The following is a 22171-nucleotide window of genomic DNA, read 5'->3' as shown; positions in this document are numbered from 1 at the left end:
TATAACCATGTCTGACTTGATAAATAAAACAATGGGATTTTTTAAGAAAGTCCCAGAATCGCCTACAAACCCTCAAGATACACATAAAACTACCAAATTTCAGATAGAAGATTTATATTCAAGCGATACAGACCAAAACGATTCTAAGGATTCAGTTGCTTTGGATGAAAAACTGCGTCAAGCCTATTTTTGGATCACAAATACAGCCGTTATCAGTCCGTATTATGATATAGAATTCAATGATGGTGATCCTAAAAAGTTTTTATTTGGAGATAGCAAAGTACCCGTTTACTTGCCAACAGATCAAAGTTATTCAAGTTTTGTTTTAATGCCGTTATTGAATTTGGCCGCATTAGGAAAATGCCTTATAGTTGGTGGTCCAGGTCGCGGAAAAACAGCAACATCAGTATTGATGGGATTGTTGGCGGGATATGATAAAAAAGATGTCATGCGCGCCATTCAGCATGGTCAGCCTCAAATGACAATTTCAGATTTGTTGGGGCATCCACTGCCTTCAGATATGGTAAAGGCGGAGAAAACTTCAGATATCAGAATAGCTTGGAGAAAATGGCTCGGAATGAGAGTGAAAATCATTGATGAATACAACCGAATTCCAACCAGAACACAATCGGCTTTATTAACGGTTTTGGCTGATAATTATGCTGAAATCTTCGATCAGATTTATGAATGTCCAGAAGGCGCTTGGTATTTGACTGCCAATGACGATGCGGGAGGAGGAACGTATCAAGTCATTGAAGCTTTAAAAGACAGGATCGATATTGTAATTAGAGCAATGCATTTTAATACAAGATTTATTGACGATTTATTGCAACGTATAGAACTCAACTTTAAGCCAGAATCTATAATTCCAGAAGAAATTATTTTTACTGAAGAAGAGCTCAATACGATAAACAAACAAATTAGAGCGGTACAAATAGAGCCGGAACTACGCAAGCGCATTGAGTTTTTCTGTCGCCAATTTGAGTTTTTTGAACCTGCGTCGAATCGATTGGAATATATGACAAAAGACACGGCAAAATTGTCGGGTATTGACATGCGTACGCTTTTTAGAAAAGAAACAGGAAAAGACCCAATTAAAGATTTAGGTTCACAGGCTAAAAATGGTTTATCGGTTAGAAAAATAATGACTTTATTGATGTTTTCTAAAGCGATGGCTTATTTTAGAGGAAATAAAAAAGTAGAATTAGAAGATGTGAGACAAGTTTTGCCATTTGTTTTGCATGATAGTTTGACGCCACATTTAGAATCTCCATTTTTTGATCAAGCGGGCCACGAAGTATATAGAGTGGACAGAATTGTATGGCTGCGCGAATTGTTTGATTTGTCTTGTGATGAATATGTGAGTCAGGATTTAGACAGAAATGATCCGGTTGATAAATTTGAAACCGAGTTCAAAAAAGGACTTGAAAATATATCTTCAAAAGAAATCGATAACCGACTTTTAAATATCGAAAAACAGCTTCAGATTTGGTCTCAGGAGAAAAAGCTTTATGGATATAGAGCAGATGATATTTTGAAATTGAAATACCTGCACCAACGTTACACTAATTACAAAAGATGGCTGCAATGGAAAAAATAAGCTTTGAGCCACTAATTTCAGAATTAAGCGACAAAAGTGCCTTATACAATCAATGGTACAATGAAGGCGAAATAAAATATGGAAATTTAGATTCTCATAGTATTGCCAATTGGATGGTCGAAGTTGTAGAACCAATTGTTAAAGAAGTTGTTGCCTTCAATAACGCTCCAGAAAAAATTCATGAGGTTGTAAAAACACTTTATTTGGAATCATTGAAACTAATTGGAAGCGGCGTGGCAATTCGTTATAATGATGAATACAAAGAAGCTTGGTTGTTATTAGCTCAAATGCCGAATTTAGCGGTTAAATTTCCAACAAAAACTATTTCGTTGTTGCATGATGTTCTTTTGAATCTCGAAGTTCATGCGCCAGAAAAAACAATACAGTGGTGCAAACTTGTAGGAAACAGCAGTTCCGAGATTAAAACTTTAGAAGATTTTAAAACGGTAGGACGAATTTATGCGTGGAAATGCGGTTTGGCACATTTAAGAATTCGTTTAAAATCTGATTTTGAAAAGCTTTCAGAAAGCCTGCAGCAAACAATTGTGAAAGTTATTGGTTCATCTGAAAATGCGAAACAAATTTTTGAAAATCCGTGGTCAGAAAATAAAACAAAATTTGAAGGAGTTCAAGGCGGTTTTATAGGAATGACAGGTTTTTTTGAAGATCCTCCAGTGTTGGCACAAATTGGAGAATATATTTTCGCCACCGATTCAAAAAGCAGTTATGCACTATTTGCAGATCAATTTGGAAAAATCTTGCTTCCAGCTAATACTGTTGATTCAATAGAGATAACATCGAATTCTGAACGAATTTCTAATTTAGAAAAATGGCTTGGAAAAGAAGCTAATGAAATAGACACTGAAGCAATTTCATCTGTAGTAGCAACGCCAGATACATTGGTTTTTACCTTGCAGAATTCGTATTTTATATATTTATACAGCCTTGGAAATGCATAATCAATCCAAAATAGAAGAAACGCTCGCAGTATGGAAATCACATTGGCAACAAGCCAAATTGGAATGGAATCCTATGTTGCGTTTGCAAGAACCTATTTGGTGTTTATCAAATGAAGAAGCACATAAAGAAGGTCTTACAGGCAGTTTTGCAATGATTCGGTTGACAGATCATCGCATTGTGATTAATTTGCAAGAAGTTGTAGAACGCAATATAACCGATTATGCTTTAGAAGTGCTCGCGCATGAAATTGGGCATCATATTTTTACGCCTGCAAATTTATATGACAATGCTGTTTTGTTAAATAGAATTCGTTTTGGATTGCCAAGCATAGAAGATAGAGCGCCAATGGTGGCTAATTTATATGAAGATTTCTTGATAAATGATAAGTTGCAACGTGTCAATAAATTAAGAATGTCAGAAGTTTATAAAGCGATTAATTCAGAGGAAAGTTTTTCAGAATTCTGGACACTGATGATGCGTACTTATGAATATTTATGGCGATTGAATCGTGGAGAATTGGCAACAAAATTATCGCTTCATAGCAAGAAAATAGATTCAGATGCATCGTTATTGGCTTCCTTGATAAGAAGTTATTCAAAAAATTGGATTCATGGTGGCGGTCGCTTTGCCGTAATGTTATATCCTTATTTGATGGATGACAAAGAATTTCAAGATGCCCGCAAAAAGATTTTAGTGCTTTTAGACGCCGAAGATTCGGGAAAAGGAGCAATGGACATTTCAGGTTTGACTAAACTCGATTTAGAAGGTTACGATGAAGTAATTGATATGCGAAAAGAAGCCATTGATTCAAAAGAAAAAAGCGACGATAAAAAGAAAAAGGAAAGTTTAGGTATCGAAAAAAATGAATTTGGCGGACATGGACCAAGAAATGGTTATATGGGGCCCGGAAATTACATTGATTTGATGCAACAAGCCAATCCAAATGCCGATGAACAGTCTTTGATCAATGCTTATTACAAAGAAATTGCTTTACCACATTTAATCGATTTTCCAGTAGAAACTTCTGAAAATGTATCATTTGACTTGCCAGAAGGCTTAGAAACCTGGGATATTGGCGATTCTATTGAAGAAGTAGATTGGTTGCAATCGGCAATTTTGTCGCCAGAACTTATTCCAGGGTTAACAACTCAAAAAAGAACCTATGGTTCGGATTCAGATAATTCTATTTCAAAAAAGCCGTTGAATGTTTATCTTGGTATTGATTGTTCCGGTTCGATGGGAAATCCGAGACATAACTTTTCTTGGCCAATTTTGGCAGCTACAATTATTGGATTATCTGCTTTGCGTGCTGGAGCTTCAGTTATGGGATGTCTTTCTGGCGAACCGGGAAGTTATTTGGAAACCGATGGTTTTATTACAGATGAAACCGATTTGCTAACCACTTTGACTTCTTATTTAGGAACCGGCTATGCCTACGGAATTGAGCGATTACGAAAACCATTTGAAGTAAAACCAAATAAAAAATCACATATAGTAATTGTTACTGATAACGATATTTTTAGCATGCTGGATGCTGATACGCACACCAAACAAACAAATTGGGAATTAGCCGAAATTGCCTTAAAAAACGCCGGCGGACACGGAACAATAGTATTGCATTCGCCGCCTGATTATAATAAAGATTTGGTAATTCGATTGGTAAAAATGGGGTGGAATGTTTATTATGTCACAAATGAGGCTGAACTTTTAAAGTTTGCAGCTGAGTTTTCACAACAAAATTATGCTTATGTCTAAATATGATGTTTTTGAACTGGTTGCACATCTAAGAAAATGCCCAGATTCTTATTTAAGATCATCTGATTTTTTTGAAGAAGGCGGACTAAATTCACTTGCCTTGATTGCTGATACTTACCGAATTGTAAGCAATAATTTTTTGAAAAAGGATTTTAAAAATCCGTCAAATTTTGATTTAAAACTTGTTGATGACAATCATTGGCGAGCCATTCACATTTCGACTTGGTTATTATGTCATCCTGATTTTGTAAATAATCCTCAAATAGAAAATAAATTACATCAATTTTGGTTTGAAGAACTGCTTAAAACTACTGTATATGTAAAACATAATGAGTGGATTTCTGATGACGAACGCGCAGAAGAAATGGTAAGATTGCTATTATATTGTTGCGAAATTATACCGTACGGAGAAAATCATAATGAAGCTGCAGATAAATTGTCTTCGATAAACAGTGAAGAGCGTTATAGAGTTTTAAAGGAATCGTATGAAGCGCATGAAAGAATCATGAGAATTCAAAGAGAAATGGCGGAACAAAAAGCCCGTGAAGCAGCAAATGTTTATGGACGCGAATAATGGACCACAAATAGCATTAACCGACAAGGAACGTTTTCCGTTGCTTGATGATTTAAGTTTTTTAAATGAACTTAGACAAGATGCTTTTGCACCAAAATTTAATTTTAAAAGCGGTGACCGATTAAATGCAGAACAGCTTTTAAGAGTGAAAGCTTACCAAAAGAATTATTATGAAAATAAAGTATTTTGGAACGAAGGGCAAACTCCAATTTGGCTGGCAGATTATTTTAAATGGTCTATTGAAACAGTGCCTTTTTATCAGAATAAAGGAAATGATTTCGATGTTTTTCCAACTACTTCAAGAGAAGATATTCGAAAGTTTCCTTATTTATTTGTTTCGAATGAAGCAAATTTAGAAGAACTCCTAGTATATCATACTTCTGGATCAACAGGATCGAAGCTAGATGTACTTTTTGATTCGGTTTCTCAGGCAAGTTGGTTGCCACAAGTCCAATCTGTTCTCAAAGAGTTCAATATTTCGATTAGTGAAAGTAACAGCAAAACCGCAATTGCATTAATTTGTGCTCAAGAAACAACATTGACCTATGCTTCTTTATCAACGTATCTAGAAGGCGCTGGTATTTTAAAAATAAATCTAAATCCGTCCGATTGGAATCATCCAGACGATGCTAAAAAATACCTCGAAAAATACAATCCAGAAATCCTGACAGGCGATCCTATTGCCTTTACAGCTTTATTGGATTTAAAGCCTCAAATATATCCAAAGGCATTAATATCATCAGCAATGAAGCTGACAAAAGGCGCCAAAAGCAAATTAGAAGATTATTTTAAATGTCCCGTGATCGACCTGTATTCCATGACAGAGTGCCGAAATATTGCCTTCGCAACTGAAATCGGACACAAAGTTATTCGTCCCGATTTATATCTGGAAATTTTTGATGAACACAGCGACACTAAGCTTCCAGATGGCGAAAGAGGCGAATTAGTTGTAACCGGAGGCAGTAATCCTTTTTTGCCTTTGATTCGTTACAGAACGGGCGATTTTTGCAGTTTAAAAATAGAAAATGGTATTCCGTTTTTAATTGATTTAGAAGCACGAAATCCAGTAGTTTTTGTAACAAAATCAGATTTGAAAATCAATAATATTGATATTTCTAATCGGTTGTCTGAACTTCCTTTGGCTGGTTTCAAGATGCACCAAAGAAAAGATAAGTCAATTGAGTTTGTTGGTTATTCTAACGAAATTACATCAAAAGAAATTGTCGACGCATTAAATTCAATTTTTAAAAATGATATTGAAATTGATGCAGAAATTCAAAAAATAGCTCAAAATAATGCAGTAGAAAAGACGAAGTATTCTTCAGATTTGGTGTTTATATAATTTTTTTTTGAAGGTAAATTTTTGACTTCAATTATTTTACAACCTTTATGTCCCATTTATCCTTTTTTCGAGTTAAAATGAAATTCCATATTTGTTGCTGAATATTAGTGTAAACATAAACTTCGACTTTATTTTTGTTGATGATTTTGTATTGAAGATGAAATAGTTTTTTGTCTTTATTGTCAAAACTATATTTGGCTATATTACAAATAAAAGGATTGTTAACTCCTGTTCTCCCAGTGATAATTACTTTGTTATTAATGAAATATAAATTGTCCATTGATTTATCAATATCGAGAATTGGCTTTTTTCTTTCTTCGATCTGTTCTATTTTCTGTTCATATGGAGTTTTGATTGGCACTCCCACATTACAAATTGCATATGCAGTATATTTTGAAATATAAATAGTATCCGATTTTTCTTCAAATTTTGAGATTTCAGAAATAACAGCAGAAAATAAATCTTTTGGATTTGCTAATTCTACTTGTTCAGGAACAAATATTTCTGTTGTCATAAAAATGTTATACGCCATAAGTGGCGCCATTATTAGGATAAATAAAATGTAATATCCTATTTTAAGACCTTTTTCATTTCTTTTTTTCTTATTTACGCAGTATTCTTTAAATGCCTTTAATAACATAATTTGTTGTTTTTATATGTGGTCTTTATCGTATAGAGTATAATTTAGCAAAAAAGGTTGGGATTGAAGATAGAATTATTTTACTTAAGATTTGATTTGTTGTTTTCGAAAATAGCATATTTATGTTAAATTCATAACAGTATTTTTTTGTAAGCCTCAGAACACTTTATTTTGCCTAATTAAAAAACATCTTTTAAGATATTTTAGCAATGATACCACGATTAGTTTCCATTTTTCTCCTTTTTTTCTCTTTATCGATTCATTCTCAATCTTCAACAAAAGAAATGATCGATAGTTTGAATGCTATTGACAATCACGAAAAGAAAGTAGATTTAAGCCGAAAAATCGCTTTAAAATTAAAAGATTCAGATTGGGAAAGGGCAGTAAAGTATATCGAATTGGCAGAAGCCGAAGCTAAGAAAGCATCCGCGCCAGATTTAGCTTTGGCGGGCGTTTATATAACTGCTGGAGAAATTTATGATTCAAAAGATGTTTTAGATGTTTCGTTGGATTACTATTTAAAAGCCTACGATATTTACAAGGAAATGAATAATGTTCCGGAGTCGGCCAGAATCGAAAACAATCTCGCTATTTTATATGCAAAAAGCAATAATGAGGAAAAAGCTTTACAATTTTTTGCTCATGTTTATAAATATCAAAAAGCAAAAAATGATCCCGTTAAACTGGTAAAAATTTTAAATAATATTGGAACAATTTATTTAGACAAAAATCCAGATTCTTCTTTGTATTATTATCAGAAAGCGCATTTACTGACCAACAAATTAAAAGACAACAAACTAAGTATTTATATCTATACCAATTTGGCAAGAGCTTATGTTTTCAAGAAAGACAATAAAAATGCAGATCTTAATTTTGAGAAGGCTTTTGAGTTGCTTAATTCTAGTAAAGACAACTCTCTGAAGGCATTTGTTCATGAATCTTTTTCAGAGTATAACATGCAGGAAAAGAAGTTTGACAACGCTATTTTAAATGCAAAACAAGCTTTAGAATTGGATGCAGCTAAATCATTTGGCTTTTCGGCAATGAGACTGAACAAAATGTTGTATCATGCTTATTTAAGCAAACAAGATTATAAAAATGCAGTTTATTATTTTGAGCAGTACAATAAAATTAGCGACAGTATTAATATTGAGCAAAAGGCTGTAAATCTGGAAAGAATCAGGCTGGAACAAGATTATAAAGTCCGAAATAAAATTAGGACGCTGGAGGAAGAGCAAAAGCGATTTAAGTACTATGTTGTAGGTTTGATTCTGGTTGTTGGAATCTTGGTTTTGGTTATTTTATTGATAAAATACCGAAATAAGAATATCAAAAGCCAGCTCGAAAAAGAGAAACTTAAAGCAAAACAGCAAGAACTTAACCAAAGCCTTGAAGCCAAAAATATGGTTTTAGTAGGCAAAGCCATGGCCGAAATTCACCGCACAGATAATATCAATGAAATTTTGACCGATTTAAAAATGATCAAACTCAAAACGCCCAATAAAGAATTACAGCAGGCGATTGATATTGTATTAAAGCGTTTAGAAAAAGATTTGAATACGGATATCTGGAAAGAGTTTGAAATCAGTTTTGAGCAGGTTCACAAATCTTTCTTTGATAAACTTACTATCGATTATCCATCGCTTACCCCAAAAGAGCGCCGACTTTGTGCGCTTCTATATTTAGATTTAACAACAAAAGAGATTTCTCAAATTACCGGACAATCCTTTAAATCAATCGAAAATGCGCGAACCAGATTGCGCAAAAAGTTTGATTTGACGAACGAAAAAGTAAATCTTTCCACTTATTTAAACAGTTTTAAGGGAGAAACAATGTAAAATAATTTTAATTGTAACTAATTGGTACAGTTGGTTTTATTTTAAAATGAGTGCTACTTAAGTGCTCTTTTTTTGTTTAAGAGTGTTTTTGCATTAGTCCTTTTTTTATTGGCAGCAATTTCGACTTCTATATTTACCAAAAAAATATCAGAAGTTAATTTTAAATGAATGCGAAGAAAAAAAATGCCCCTCTTAAAAGTTTGGAAGAACTTTTAGAGGAAGCAGAAACCAAAAAAAGCGCCCTCTTAAAAATTCTACAAAAAATTACGAAACCAGATTCTAAAGATCAAACGCCCACTTGATTTTAGACAATGTTTTTTATGATTTTATACGAATAATTAAAGTGCCACTCTTATTAACAATGCAACCTTAATACTAATTTAAATTTTTAAAAATGAACCAAATTTACACTAAACCCAGGTATTTGTTTCTTTTGCTAGGTTTCTTGGTCAGTTCCGTAGGAATAGCCCAATCAAAGTCACCTTTGTCAAAAAGCAAATCAGGTAATGTGCAAACGGCGCTTGGATCGCCCACTGCAAGTCAGACAAAGGATCAAACTTCTAAGAAAACTAATGATCAAAGTGCTATTCAGGAAACTGACGATAGTAATTCTTTAATAATTCGAGAAGAAAACATAAAAGGACAGCAACTTTCAAAAGAAGAAGGAGAGGCTGTATTGAAACAAGCACAAGAAAGTCAAAAGCTATTTAGCCAAAATGCAAATTCTGCTACAAGTAAAAGAACTGCTCAAGATTCAATCACGAAAGTAAAGTCATTTGCTAAATCTGGAAACTTAACGTCAAAAAACATATTTGAAGTTAAGAAAGAAGCTTTTGGATTGGCTAGTTCAGACAAAATGCAATTAAAGTTGGTATCTGATAAACACGGCCGAACTTTAGCAACTTACCAGCAATTGCATAATTCGATTCCGGTTGAAGGAGCCATTTACAAGGTTAGAGAAAATAAAACCAAGATTGATGCTTTTGGTGAGATCAGAAAAAAATTGCCAGAAAGCGGGAACTATAAAATCAATGCTTCTCAAGGTCTTGAAAGCGCTCTTAGAACTGTAAATGCTAAAGAATATGTTTGGCAAAGCAAAAAAATGAGTGCTTTGGTAAATAAAAATATCAGCAAAAAGCCTGAAGGCGAATTGGTTTATGTAGGACCAGATTTTTCTTCTGAATTGAAAGAATATCATTTGGCTTGGAAATACGATATTTTCGCTACAAATCCGCAATCTAGCCAGACTATTTACGTTGATGCAAACTCTGGAAAAACAATTTTAAAAATTGATTTAAGCAGAGATCTTCGTGCAGCTTCTTCTGTAGATGCTGACGGAAGACCAGCTGTTGGTAAAGGAAAAGCAAGATTTGCTGGAGATGTTACTTTTGGAACAACGCAATATTCAGATGGTTATAGATTGGAAAGCTTAGTAGGAAAATACAAAGTGCCAATGTACACTTTAAATATGAATCATGCTGAGCATGCATCAGACGAAGTACTTACAGAATATATCGATGAGGATAACAACTGGAATGATTTGTACAATAAAGACCATGATGAAGCAGCAATTGATATTCATTGGGGAATGCAAAAAACGTTGAACTATTATGAAGAAAAATTTGATCGTAATAGTGTTGATGATAAAGGGATGACGATTTTTGCATTGGCGCATTTAGGAACTAATGTTCAAAATGCTTCTTGGACAGGAGGATGGGCGCAATTTGGAGATGGAATAGACCAGCCTTTTGTAAGTTTGGGGATTACAGGTCACGAAATGACGCATGCTATAACACAGTTTTCTGCTGGATTAATTTATCAGGGAGAATCGGGTGCAATGAACGAATCTTTCAGTGATATTTTTGGAATTTCTATTGAGCTTTATGCTGGAAAAGATTCAAAAAATGACATTTGGATGTTGGGTGATGAACTATACAAACACGGAAGTTTAAGAAGCATGGCCGACCCAAAAGCAGCTGGCCAGCCAGATACTTACGGAGGACAATATTGGGCAGATCCTGCAGCTAGTGGTGACAATGGCGGTGTGCACCAAAACAGTGGTATTACCAATTACTGGTATTATCTTTTAGTTGAAGGTGGAGAAGGAGTTAATGATCTTAATAATAGCTACAAGATTAAAGGAATTGGTCTTGAGAAAGCAGAAAAAATCGCTTATTTAACACTTACAGAGTATTTATCGCCTTCTTCAAATTTTAGAGATATGCGTAATGCCTCTTTAATGGCGACAGAAGATTTATACGGATTAGGTTCTGAAGAATACAAACAAGTTACAAATGCTTGGTATGCAATTGGTGTTGGAGCAGCTTATTCTGATAAACAGTTGTCAATCGTTTCGGTACAAAATCCTTCTTTGCCATGTGGGCAACTAAAAGGCGACGAACCTTTTTATATAACTTTTGAAAATACTGGCATTATTCCAATTAAAGCTTATGAAGTTTTAAATTACAAATTGAGAGCAATGTCGAGTGCTTTAGGTAGACTTATCGTTTTTTACTCTAATGATGGCAAAGTTTATTTTCCTAAAGATTTAGCTCCTGGAGAAAAGGTGACTCTAGAACTTAGAGACAAAATACCTTATCAGACTGGAGGTGCCATAAATTATATTGAAGTAAAATTAGATCTTAATCCAATTACTGAATTCGGTCAAAAAAGCGGTTATACTTTTACTTCACAAATTGTTGTTCCAATAGCTCAAAAAGATTTTGATATTAAAGTAACAAATCTTGAAATTCCAGATTATAATGGTGGAGTCCAATCGGCAAATCATACTTTGGCAATTTCGCTTTATAACTTAGGTTGTCAGGATATTCCAGCGGGATCTAAATTAAAAATTGGATATGCAGATACAACGCCAGGAAGTGTTACTGTTTGGAAAGATATTACTTTAGAAACTGCTTTTAAAGGAAAATCAGAAATCAAAATTCCTTTTGATGGAACTGTAGATTTATCTGGATTAGGTTTGCATACCTATGAAGCATATGTAACATACGACAAAGATCCTGTTACAACAAACAACAGTATTTTGAACGCTGCTTACAGCGGTATTGTAACGCAATTTCCATATGTTCAAGGTTTTGAAAGAACGCCAGGAGGATGGAATACAAAATCATTAAATGCAACAAATCAAAAGTTTATATTTCAAAATTATCCTGCGTCATTTAGAGATGTTAAATCGCAATACATGTGGGGTATGGTAGATTTTAAAACAAATGAAAGACCGGCTCTTAATTCTGATTTCGTATTAGAATCACCAATCTTTGATTTTACAAATGTTGTTTCTCCTTATGCCGAATTCGATTTATATTATTTATTCCACAAAGGATATGACGGATTAATAGTGGAGTACTCTGAAGATAAAGGTAAAAGCTGGAAAAAAGTAGAAGACGTAAGCTACCCTGAAAAATTGCATTATAACGAAGCATTTGACGGAGGATGGTTTACAGGAGTGAATAATTCTCTCAAAAAAGATCCTTCTCAAATACGCTTAAATGCTCTTGCAGGAAAAAAAGTAGCACTTCGTTTTCATGTTAAAACAGACGATTATAATGATGGTTTCTTAGGAGGGTTTATTGATAATATTCGTGTGAGTGATGCTCCTTATGATATTGAAGTTTTAGCTGCAAAATTAGAAGCTGGTAAATGTACAATTGACAACACTAATGCTTCGGTAATTGCTAAAATTACCAATAATTTTGCGACAACAAGCCAAGTGGTAAATGTAACTACTAAAGTTTTAGATGCTGCAAAAAATGTAGTTTTTTCTCAAATAGAGAAAAGAACTTTGACTTTTGCTAAATTCAAAGACACAATTTCAATTAGTGTTCCGAATATCAATTTAAAAACGGCTGGAGAGCATACTATAACAGTTTCTGTTTTCCCAGAAGACATGTTGCAAGATCTTAAGCAAGCCAATAATTCTTATGTATTTGCTTACGACAATTGGAACAATGAAGATATGAAAGTGTCTGTACTTCCATACAAAATGGATTTTGAAGATGCGTCTAAATACAAAGGCTGGAGAACTTCAGAAAACAAAGGATCTGCAGGATGGAAACACGGAGTACGTGCCGATTTAGGATCACCAGGATGGTTTCTTGCTGATCATACTAAATTTATGGCAAGTAATGATGACAAATGCAACTGTGATGAATCAAACGACATGTTGATTTCGCCAGTGTTTGATTTGACAAATTACAAAGAAGCGCACTTATCATTTGATGGATATGGAGATTCACAGCATCTTTCTGACGGATCTGTAAAAGTAAGTACAGATGGAGGTCAGACTTGGAAAGAAGTATTTCACATGCCATATTATGGAGCGTGGTGGGAATACGGTGTAGATTTAACTGAATATGCAGGAAAATCTTGTGTACAAGTAGCATTCGTGCACAATGACAATGGATTATTTGCAAGCGGTTTTGCAGTCGATAATATCGAAATTAAAGAGAAGAAATCGAATTTAAGACCTTCTAATTTAGTTGTTGCAGAAACAGTATATGAAGATGCACCTTCGCATGAGTTTAATGTAAATGTTAAAAATTCAGCTTATAATACAGTAGATAAATTTACAATCGAATATCAAATTTCTCAAAACGGAACTGCAATAGGAAATCCTATTTCTCTTGCTGAAACAGGAGAGTTATTGGTTGGACAAACGATTAATTACAAAGTTAATGGTTTGCCACAATTGGCTGCAGGAAAATATGATATCGCACTAAAGGCATATACTGCGACTGAGCCTAAAGAGCAGGCTTTGGTTATAAAAGGATCTTTTGAAGTTATTGCAAAAGCACCAGAATTAAGCCTTGAAAATTTCTCAAATGTTCCTAAAGGTTCATTATTTGGAGCTAAAGGTTTTGTTTCAAGCCAGAGTGATGAAAACTATCCATGGAGAATTGTTACTACCGCTGATAATACTTACTTGTCAGTGCCTAAAAAAGATCATACAGGAGATACATCAACAACAATGCTATATAGCCAGTTGGAAGGCTTGTACTATTATGGAGAGGTAATTTCGCCGATGTATAAATTATCTGATAAAGCATCTGCAGTAGAATTTTATTACGCGATGCAGAGCAATGTGAACGATATTTTATTAGTTGATATTAAAGCTGCAGGAGGGGAATGGACAGAACTTTGGAGAAGAAATAAAGAAGGAAGTTATGGAGATACTGACTGGAAACGTGCATCATTGAATATCATTAAATACAGAGGAAAATCAGTAATGTTCCGTTTTAGACATGCAAAAGCCGATGGATATTCGTATATGGTTTTAGATGATTTGAAGATTTTTAATGAAGAAGTTACAGACGTTGCTATGGAGATTTTATCACCAAAAGATGTTTGTGGAAACGATGAATACAAAGTAAGATTGAAAAATGAAGGTCAAATTGCTATTAAAGAAAATTCGATTCAGGTAAATTTAGAATATAAAAATACTTCGGAGAAAATTTCAGAAGCTGTTGCGGCAGGAATTCCTGTGGGAGAAAGTATCGAATATACTTTTAAAACAACGCCTAAATTAGTTGATGGAGATTCTCATGTATTTAATTTTAATGCAATTGTAGAAAACGATATCATTGCTCAAAATAATACAATCGAAGACTATACTTATCAGGGAGTAGCTGGAGACTTTAAATTATTCGACAATGCTTCAGTTCATGGATATGCAGGTAAAAGCGTTTATTTGAATGCTGAATCTAATTTGTTAAGTAAAGAAGTTGATGCAGATTCATTTATCTGGAATACTGGCGAAACTACAAATGCTATTGAAGTAACGAAACCTGGAGATTATATTGTAACGGCAGTTTTGAAAAATGGTTGTTCAATTACAGGAAAAGTAAAAGTAACATTTGACACTTTTGAATCTGAATTAGTAAGCGGCAATGTTTGTGGACCAGAAGTAGTTTTAAATCCAGGAAATTACAAAGCTTACGAATGGTTCGATGGTTCAACAAATCCAACTTTCACAGCAACAGAAAGCGGTGACTATTATGTAACGGTTTATAATGAAAACGGATTAGGTAAAATTTTCAATACAAGTATTACAATCCTTGAAAACAAACAACCGTCAATTAGAGTTTTAGATGACAAGAAAATCATGGCTTCAGATGATGCGACAGCATATCAGTGGTATTTAAATGGAAAACCTATTCCAAATGCGACAGAAAAAGCAGTTGCAACAATCTGGGAAGGAACTTATAGTCTAAGAACTACGAATAGCAACGGATGTGATAGAATGTCTGTTGAGTACGATTCTAAAGGTTTGATTATTGGAAAATTGACGAATGCATTCAGAGTTTTCCCAAATCCAGCTGTGGATAATGTGAATATTTTCTTGACAGATAAAGTTGACGGACAAACCGAACTTAAGATTTATTCAATGAACGGAAATGCAGTTTGGAGTAAAACGTATAGCAGTATGCCTTCTAATATTAGTGTGAGCGATTTAACAACAGGAGTTTACATTTTAGATTGTACTGTTCAAGGTAAAAAGTACTCAGCTAAAATTATCAAGAACTAACAAAATATAGATAAAAATGGTGGCTCAGATTATCGAGCCACCATTCTTAAAACAAATAAAATTATGAAAAAATCCATGCTCCTTTTATGCACACTTTTTGCGTGTGCAGCAGTTACAGCACAAACCGAAAAGGTGAAGCTGGGTGCAAAAGCAGGTTTAAATATTTCCAATCTTACTTTTGATGAAAATGCAGTGAATTCATCAAGCCGAACAGGTTTTACAGCTGGTTTAATGGCAGAAATTCCTTTGGCGAAAAGTTTTTCGGTTCAGCCGGAATTTCTATACAGCCAGCAAGGAATGAAGTTTTCGTATGCTGATGCCGACGTTCAAAATTCACATTACAAGAGCACAGTAAGTTTAAACTACATAAACATTCCTATAATGTTGAAATATTATGTTGTAAAAGGATTAAGTCTTCAGGCGGGACCGCAAGTGGGAATACTTTTGAAAGCTAAAAACGAATATCAGGACAACTTTTTAGGATATGAAAATTATGAGAATCTTAATTTGAAGGATTATTCGAATGGAGTAGATGCCTCAGTAAATTTTGGATTAGGTTACCAGTTCAAAGACAGGTTTTATGCAGATGCAAGATACAATATGTCTTATACTGATGTATTCAAAGATGCAACTTCAAATACCAATTACATCATTAACAGCAATATGAAGAATAGAGTTTTTCAAGTAACATTTGGTTATTTTTTTAACTAGTAGAGTTAGTAGGTTCTTTATATAGTTCGAAAGCCGTTCCTTTTTAGGAGCGGCTTTTTTTATTGCTTATTCTTAATTCTCTTTTGATCTTCTTCAAAAAAATAACTTTCAAAAATTATGTTCCAAGTTATAATTTGAAACATCTTTAAAAAAAATCAAAAATAGATAATTTTTAACTTAGGATAGATAAAGAGGATACATGATGAATTTTATTTTCATGATCTCTAATTGTTTGATAATTAGGTTTTACGTATATTTATAATACAATGAATAAAGAATAAAGCTATGCAAAAACAGTACTTTCTTTTATTTGTTTTGTTGAGTTTGTCCTCCGTCAATGGAATTTCACAAACCAATTATAATCTTCAAAAATCCCTCCAAACAGCAAAGAAAAACAATCCCGTTCTCAAAGGTCAGTATTATGATGTCAATATTGCTGAAAGTGATATTATGACGGCAAAATTAAGACCAAATCTAATTTTAGGATTTAATTACATTGGCATTGCCACTGAAAAAAATTATGCGCCTAATACGGGTTTTTTAAATAGTGCTAATACGCAAACAAATTTGCAATTAGGCAAAGTTTTTCAACTTGCAGGAACACGTAAAAACAAAATTGATTTTGCAAGTCAAAATTCGGTTTTGACACAAAAAAACTACAATGAAATAGAACGTAATCTTTTTCAGGACGTAGGTTTGAAATGGGTTGATGTCTGGGCAGCGCAAAAACAATTAGAAATAGTAAAAAAAGCCAGCAGTAATCTAGATAGTTTGGTCATTATAAATAAAGTGCGCTTAAAAAATCAAGTAATTACAGAAACAGATTTAAACCGAACCACGCTGCTGGCAAATCAATATGCATTAGAAATAAAAAAAGCGGATCAAAATCTTAAAAACGAATTGCTTAGCCTTAAATATTTGTTAGGCACTCAGGAAGAAATAAATATAGATTCTAATGATGATTTTGTATTTGTTCTGCCTTCTAATTTAGAAGATTTTTTGCAAGAAGCGTTAGATAAACGAACCGATGTTTTGGCTTCTAAATCAATCTTAGATGTTGCCAATACGAATATTAATCTTCAAAAGTCTTTAGCTTATCCGCAACCTGAACTCGGATTAATTTACAATCCGCAAAACACAATTCCATATGTTGGTTTGTATGGTACAGTCGAACTTCCATTTTTTTCAAGAAATCAAGGTGAAATAAAAAAATCAAGTTATTTAAAACAACAAGCTGAACAAAATTTACAAGCTACAGAGGTTTTAATTCGGACAGAAATAACGAATGCGTTTAATGCTTATCAGACTCAAAAAAGCAATCTTGAAAATTTTAGTGGATTGCTGACGAGATCAGAAAATATTCTAAAGAGCGTAAAATATTCCTATTTAAGAGGCGGGACAACTATTATCGATTTTCTGGAAGCACAACGCAGTTGGCTCGATATACAACAACAATATTATGATTCTATGCAAGAATATAGGAGAAGCTATATCACATTACTTTACGCTTCAGGATTAATTAATCAAATAGCACAATAATGATCTGCGATAATTGTCGAGATTCATTAAAAATAAAATTTATTACACATGAAACATTTAATAAAGTATAGCGGTATTATAGTATTATTTCTTTATGCCTGTGGCGGAAAAGAAAACAAACAAGATCAAGCTGTAAACAATATGCCACAAGTTACGAATAACGGAAAAACTATTGTATTTCCTACTGACAGCAGTGTTGTTTTTTTTGAAACAGAATCCATAGGAAATTCGGTTCTTAATAATCAAATTATGGCTCCCGCAAAAGTTTCCGCAACTGTCATGAAATCACAGGAAGGAGCGTCGCAAAATATCATTTTATTTGAAAATCCTGATTTGGCCGCTAGTTACACCCAGCTTATTCAGCATTTGGCCAATATCAATCAAATTCAGAATAAAAACATAAAACAAAAACAAATAGAAGTGGATCGTGCTAAAGATTTGTTGGCGCATGGTGCCGCAACAGGAAAAGATTTGCTTGAAGCACAGACAGCACTATCTGTAGAACAGACCAATTTGGCCAATGAGAAAGCGGCTTTGATTGAATTTGAAACCAATTTGAAAGCCGGAGGATTTGAACCCGAAGCACTCAAAAAAGCAAAAGCGGGAACATCGTTTATCATTTGCGATATTCCGGAGAATCAGATCAGCAGAATAAAAAGCGGTGACAATTGTACAGTGCAATTCACAGCTTTTCCTAATGAAAAATTCTCAGGAAAAATTGATGACATTGCCGATATGATTGATCAGTCTACCAGAATGGTGAAACTGCGAATAAGCCTGAGCAACGCAAGCGGTAAATTTAAGGCCGGGATGTTTGCTACAGTTTCTTTTGGCGTAAGTGAAGGAGATAATATAAGTATCGATAAAAATTCACTAGTAACTGTTCAGGCAAAAAATTATGTTTTTGTAAAAAAAGGCAATAAAGAATTTGAGCGTACAGAAGTGACAATAGGAAATCAAATAGGAGACAGAATTGTTGTTTATAGCGGTTTAAAAAGCGGTGATGCGATAGCAGTTAAAGGTGTTATGCAGTTAAAAGGACTGAGTTTTGGGTATTGATAATAAAGATTATATCTATAAAAGAGAGTGGAAATGGTATTTGCTAACACTTTAAAAAAGAAACAATGATACAAGCACAAGTATATATAGATAAAGACGAGTTAAAAGGAACACAGCCTTTGTACGAGTATATTTTGCGATTTTTGATCGAACACAAAATTGAAGGAGCTACAGTATTTCATGGCAAATTAGGATATGGAGCCAGTCGGTATCTTAATAGGCCTCATGATTTGTTCAGTTTTGATAAAATACCCTTACTGATCAATTTTATAGATGAAGATGAAAAGGTAAAAACAGCTTTAACGGCTTTAAGAAAAGTCTATAGTGGCGGTTTTATAGTTACGAATCACGTAGAAAAATGGTAAACAGATGATCAAGAATTTACTAATATTCAGCCTTCGCAACCGTTGGGTTATAATTGCAATTAGCGTTGTTTTAATGTCGATTGGTTTTTGGTGTTTTACCAAATTAAAAATAGAAGCGTATCCGGATATTGCAGATACCAATGTGATCATAGTAGCGCAATATGACGGAAGAGCGGCTGAGGAAGTTGAACAGCAAGTTACTGTTCCGATTGAAAGAGCTTTGCAGAATACGCCAAATGTTTTAGATCGAAGAAGCAGAACCATTTTTGGTTTGTCAGTAGTACAGCTTACTTTTAAAGACGGCACTGATGATTATTTTGCGCGCCAGCAAGTGACAGAACGGCTTACAGAAGCTGAATTGCCAGATGGTGTCACGCCTTCATTAGCACCACTTTCTACCGCAGTTGGTGAGATTTTCAGATATGTTGTCGAAGCGCCGCCAAATTACAGTCAGGCAGAACTTAGAGATTTGCAGGATTGGGTTATAAAACCTGCCTTATTGCAAGTTCCAGGAATTGCAGATGTAACCACTTTTGGCGGACCATTAAAGCAATTCCATATTATTACTTCGCCAGAAAAACTAAGAAAATACAATCTTACGCTCAAAAACGTAATGGATGCAGTAGATGCAAACAATCTAAACACAGGCGGAAATATCATTGAAAGAGGAGGACAAGGTTTTGCAGTACGTGGTTTAGGAGCGATTAAAACTGAACGAGATATTCAAAACATTGTACTTAAATCTGAAAATGGCGTGCCGGTTTTTGTTCGTGATGTAGCTACTGTCGAAATTACGCCACCGCCACCAAGTGGTGTTATGGGTTATACGGTTACCAAAGATAAAAAAGATGTAAGCAGTGGTGTTGAAGGAATCATTCTTTTAAGAAGATACGAAAATCCGAGTGAGGTTTTGAAATTGTTAAAAGAAAGAATGGCCGATTTGGAGGAAAATGATTTGCCTCAAGACGTAAAACTGCGTCCTATGTACGACAGGACTTTCTTGATTGATCATTCGCTGGAAACTGTTGCGCATACGTTATTTGAAGGAATTTCTATTGTAATTATACTATTGATTTTGTTTCTCGGAAGCGTCAGAAGCGCTCTAGTAGTGGCTTTGACCATTCCGTTTTCATTATTGTTTGCCTTCATTTTGATGAGACTTACAGGTATTCCGGCTAATCTGCTTTCGCTTGGCGCAATAGATTTCGGAATTATTGTTGACGGCGCCTGTTTAATGGCGGAACATCTTATAAGGAAATACAGAACAGCCACACCAGAAGAAAAGCAGCAAGGAATTGTACAAATTACGCTTCAGGCAGCGCAGGAAGTAGGTAGAGAAATTTTCTTTTCTGTAACCATTATCATTTTGGCTTACATGCCAATACTTTTAATGACTAGAGTAGAGGGTAAATTGTTTTCTCCAATGGCTTTAACTTTGGCTTTTGCCGTTATCGGTTCAATGCTCGGAGCACTGACCTTTATTCCGGTTTTAATTTCGTTTGTTTATAGAAAGGCAATGCTTGATGTAGACAAACCTATAAAAGAGCACAAAAATGCGGTGTTGGATTATTTGACTAAATCATACGAAAAAGCATTAGCCAGATTTTTAAATAATTATAAAAAAACAACCGTAATTGGCTTCTCGATCGTTGCAATATTTATTTTATGCGGCTTAAAATTAGGAACCGAATTTTTGCCAACATTAGATGAAGGATCAATCTTTTTAAGAGGAAATTTTCCAGCCGGAATTTCGATACAAGAAAATGCAAAGTATGCTCCAAAAATTAGAAAAATAATTTCGAAGTATCCGCAAATATCTTACGTAATAACTCAAACAGGACGTAATGATGATGGTACCGACCCATTTCCTGCTAATAGAAATGAGATTTTAGTAGGATTAAAAGATTATAAACTCTGGAGCGATACGATTGCTAAGAAAGATTTGGTCGAAATAATAAAAAATGATCTGCGGCAAGAAATCCCATCGGTACAATTTTCTTCGGGACAGCCTATTATTGATCAGGTTATGGAAATTGTAAACGGAAGCGCGGCAGACCTCGCAGTTTCTGTTGTAGGCGATGATTTGGAAATGATGAGAAAAAAGGCAGAAATAATTGCGCAAATTGCTAAAAATACTCAAGGTGCTGATAATGTTAATATTGAACAGGAAGGAGATCAAGAGCAATTGGCTATTGATATTAATAGGGAACAAGCGGCGCGATTTGGAATCAATGTGGCTGATATCCAAAATATGATCGAGGTAGCAATTGGTGGAAAAACAATTTCAACATTATATGATGGCGCAAAACGTTATGATATTGTAGTTCGTTTTTTGCCACAGTACAGAAACTCTATTGACGCAATCAAAGATATTTTGGTGCCATCTTCAAATGGTGCGTTAATCCCAATGAATCAATTGGCAAATATACATTTTGTTGAAGGTCAAACGAATATTTATCGGTATGGCAGTAAACGCATGATTACGGTTAGAACCAATATCAAGGGAAGGGATCAAGGAAGTTTTGTAAAAGAATTGCAAGAAAAAGTAGGGAAAAATGTAACTGTGCCTAAAGGATACAGCATCATTTATGGAGGACAATATGAAAACCTGGAACGAGCAGGAAAACAATTGGCATTCACTATTCCGCTAACAATTATTATGGTTTTCTTGTTTCTGTTTATGCTGTATAAAAATTTTCAGCATACCATGATTACCATGAGTTGTATTTTGTTTGCTTTAGGAGGTGGCATTATGGCTTTACTTATTCGAGGTTATTACTTTAATGTTTCTGCAGGTGTTGGTTTTGTGAGCATTTTTGGAATTTCAGTAATGTCGGGTGTACTTCTTGTATCAGCTTTAAACAGAAAAACATTGTTTAGCAAAGATGATTTGCAGGAAAACGTATTGACCGCTTCAAAAGAGCAATTAAGAGCCTTATTGTCGATTCTGGTTGTCGCTATTGTTGGTCTTATTCCTGCTGCTACATCGTCAGGTATTGGTTCTGATGTGCAGCGACCGCTCGCAACGGTAATCATTGGTGGATTGACGAGTACCTTATTTTTTGCTCCAATATTAATTCCGCCTTTATATTTCTGGATGAATGAGAAAAAATGAAATAGACATTTCAGAATAAAAATTATGAAGCCGAAAGTTTTATTTTCTTTCGGCTTTATTTAATTACCAGTAATCTTTCTACTTTTGATTTCTACTTTATGCAGGTCTTTTTTTTGAAAATAGCCAGTG

At 34.2% G+C, this 22171-nt stretch carries 14 protein-coding genes; 13 read left to right on the top strand and 1 reads right to left on the bottom strand.

Annotation, left to right across the window (positions count from 1 at the left end; all coding sequences use genetic code 11):
• Nucleotides 1–7 precede the first annotated feature (7 nt).
• From EYY60_RS20600 to EYY60_RS20580, 5 genes are read left to right on the top strand one after another with little or no spacing between them, the layout of a single operon-like run.
• Complete coding sequence (locus EYY60_RS20600) at nt 8–1600, top strand: AAA family ATPase (RefSeq protein ID WP_208749496.1); 1593 nt, start codon at nt 8–10, stop codon at nt 1598–1600.
• Nucleotides 1588–2559, top strand: a complete 972-nt coding sequence (locus tag EYY60_RS20595) for a hypothetical protein (protein WP_132991157.1) — start codon at nt 1588–1590, stop codon at nt 2557–2559. The genes EYY60_RS20600 and EYY60_RS20595 overlap by 13 nt, the downstream gene beginning before the upstream one ends.
• On the top strand, nt 2552–4315 hold the full coding sequence (locus EYY60_RS20590; protein WP_132991156.1) for a DUF58 domain-containing protein: 1764 nt from the start codon (nt 2552–2554) through the stop codon (nt 4313–4315). Before EYY60_RS20595 ends, EYY60_RS20590 begins: the two co-directional genes overlap by 8 nt.
• Entirely contained in the window at nt 4308–4889 is a 582-nt protein-coding gene (locus EYY60_RS20585) for a hypothetical protein (RefSeq protein ID WP_132991155.1), read from the top strand. The genes EYY60_RS20590 and EYY60_RS20585 overlap by 8 nt, the downstream gene beginning before the upstream one ends.
• Nucleotides 4876–6231, top strand: a complete 1356-nt coding sequence (locus tag EYY60_RS20580; RefSeq protein ID WP_162847913.1) for an AMP-binding protein — start codon at nt 4876–4878, stop codon at nt 6229–6231. Before EYY60_RS20585 ends, EYY60_RS20580 begins: the two co-directional genes overlap by 14 nt.
• A gap of 31 nt (nt 6232–6262) precedes the next feature.
• Here EYY60_RS20580 and EYY60_RS20575 read toward each other — a convergent pair whose 3' ends face one another.
• Nucleotides 6263–6871 (bottom strand): hypothetical protein, encoded by a 609-nt coding sequence (locus EYY60_RS20575; protein ID WP_132991153.1) that lies wholly within the window; start codon nt 6869–6871, stop codon nt 6263–6265.
• 209 nt (nt 6872–7080) lie between these two features.
• Here EYY60_RS20575 and EYY60_RS20570 point away from each other — a divergent pair, with 209 nt between their 5' ends.
• The 8 genes from EYY60_RS20570 to EYY60_RS20540 all read left to right on the top strand — a co-directional run bounded on the left by EYY60_RS20570 (nt 7081) and on the right by EYY60_RS20540 (nt 22042).
• A complete protein-coding gene (locus EYY60_RS20570; RefSeq protein ID WP_132991152.1) occupies nt 7081–8709 on the top strand; it encodes a LuxR C-terminal-related transcriptional regulator in 1629 nt (542 codons plus the stop codon).
• A 164-nt stretch (nt 8710–8873) separates the two neighbouring features.
• Nucleotides 8874–9011, top strand: coding sequence for a hypothetical protein (locus tag EYY60_RS22340; protein ID WP_162847912.1), 138 nt, complete (start codon nt 8874–8876; stop codon nt 9009–9011).
• A 182-nt stretch (nt 9012–9193) separates the two neighbouring features.
• Nucleotides 9194–15253, top strand: a complete 6060-nt coding sequence (locus EYY60_RS20565) for a M4 family metallopeptidase (protein ID WP_162847911.1) — start codon at nt 9194–9196, stop codon at nt 15251–15253.
• Nucleotides 15254–15316: 63 nt separating this feature from the next.
• The gene (locus EYY60_RS20560) at nt 15317–15964 is read left to right on the top strand and encodes a porin family protein (protein WP_132991150.1); all 648 of its coding nucleotides are present in this window, start codon (nt 15317–15319) and stop codon (nt 15962–15964) included.
• A 285-nt stretch (nt 15965–16249) separates the two neighbouring features.
• Complete coding sequence (locus tag EYY60_RS20555) at nt 16250–17503, top strand: TolC family protein (RefSeq protein ID WP_132991149.1); 1254 nt, start codon at nt 16250–16252, stop codon at nt 17501–17503.
• A gap of 48 nt (nt 17504–17551) precedes the next feature.
• The gene (locus EYY60_RS20550) at nt 17552–18562 is read left to right on the top strand and encodes an efflux RND transporter periplasmic adaptor subunit (RefSeq protein ID WP_132991148.1); all 1011 of its coding nucleotides are present in this window, start codon (nt 17552–17554) and stop codon (nt 18560–18562) included.
• 65 nt (nt 18563–18627) lie between these two features.
• Nucleotides 18628–18927, top strand: coding sequence for a DUF190 domain-containing protein (locus EYY60_RS20545; RefSeq protein WP_132991147.1), 300 nt, complete (start codon nt 18628–18630; stop codon nt 18925–18927).
• Between the two features lie 4 nt (nt 18928–18931).
• Nucleotides 18932–22042, top strand: coding sequence for an efflux RND transporter permease subunit (locus EYY60_RS20540; RefSeq protein ID WP_132991146.1), 3111 nt, complete (start codon nt 18932–18934; stop codon nt 22040–22042).
• Nucleotides 22043–22171 lie beyond the last annotated feature (129 nt).

The sequence above is a fragment of the Flavobacterium zhairuonense genome, assembly GCF_004352915.1.
Classification (GTDB): Bacteria; Bacteroidota; Bacteroidia; order Flavobacteriales; family Flavobacteriaceae; genus Flavobacterium; species Flavobacterium zhairuonense.
The sequence above is the reverse complement of the archived record's forward strand: the minus strand, read 5'-3'. Positions and strand labels throughout refer to the sequence as shown.

Bases quoted from the DNA above. Each gene is read 5' to 3' on its own strand.
- EYY60_RS20600 (WP_208749496.1), top strand. From the start codon at position 8: ATGTCTGACTTGATAAATAAAACAATGGGATTTTTTAAGAAAGTCCCA.
- EYY60_RS20595 (WP_132991157.1), top strand. From the start codon at position 1,588: ATGGAAAAAATAAGCTTTGAGCCACTAATTTCAGAATTAAGCGACAAA.
- EYY60_RS20590 (WP_132991156.1), top strand. From the start codon at position 2,552: ATGCATAATCAATCCAAAATAGAAGAAACGCTCGCAGTATGGAAATCA.
- EYY60_RS20585 (WP_132991155.1), top strand. From the start codon at position 4,308: ATGTCTAAATATGATGTTTTTGAACTGGTTGCACATCTAAGAAAATGC.
- EYY60_RS20580 (WP_162847913.1), top strand. From the start codon at position 4,876: ATGGACGCGAATAATGGACCACAAATAGCATTAACCGACAAGGAACGT.
- EYY60_RS20575 (WP_132991153.1), bottom strand. From the start codon at position 6,871: ATGTTATTAAAGGCATTTAAAGAATACTGCGTAAATAAGAAAAAAAGA.
- EYY60_RS20570 (WP_132991152.1), top strand. From the start codon at position 7,081: ATGATACCACGATTAGTTTCCATTTTTCTCCTTTTTTTCTCTTTATCG.
- EYY60_RS22340 (WP_162847912.1), top strand. From the start codon at position 8,874: ATGAATGCGAAGAAAAAAAATGCCCCTCTTAAAAGTTTGGAAGAACTT.
- EYY60_RS20560 (WP_132991150.1), top strand. From the start codon at position 15,317: ATGAAAAAATCCATGCTCCTTTTATGCACACTTTTTGCGTGTGCAGCA.
- EYY60_RS20555 (WP_132991149.1), top strand. From the start codon at position 16,250: ATGCAAAAACAGTACTTTCTTTTATTTGTTTTGTTGAGTTTGTCCTCC.
- EYY60_RS20550 (WP_132991148.1), top strand. From the start codon at position 17,552: ATGAAACATTTAATAAAGTATAGCGGTATTATAGTATTATTTCTTTAT.
- EYY60_RS20545 (WP_132991147.1), top strand. From the start codon at position 18,628: ATGATACAAGCACAAGTATATATAGATAAAGACGAGTTAAAAGGAACA.
- EYY60_RS20540 (WP_132991146.1), top strand. From the start codon at position 18,932: ATGATCAAGAATTTACTAATATTCAGCCTTCGCAACCGTTGGGTTATA.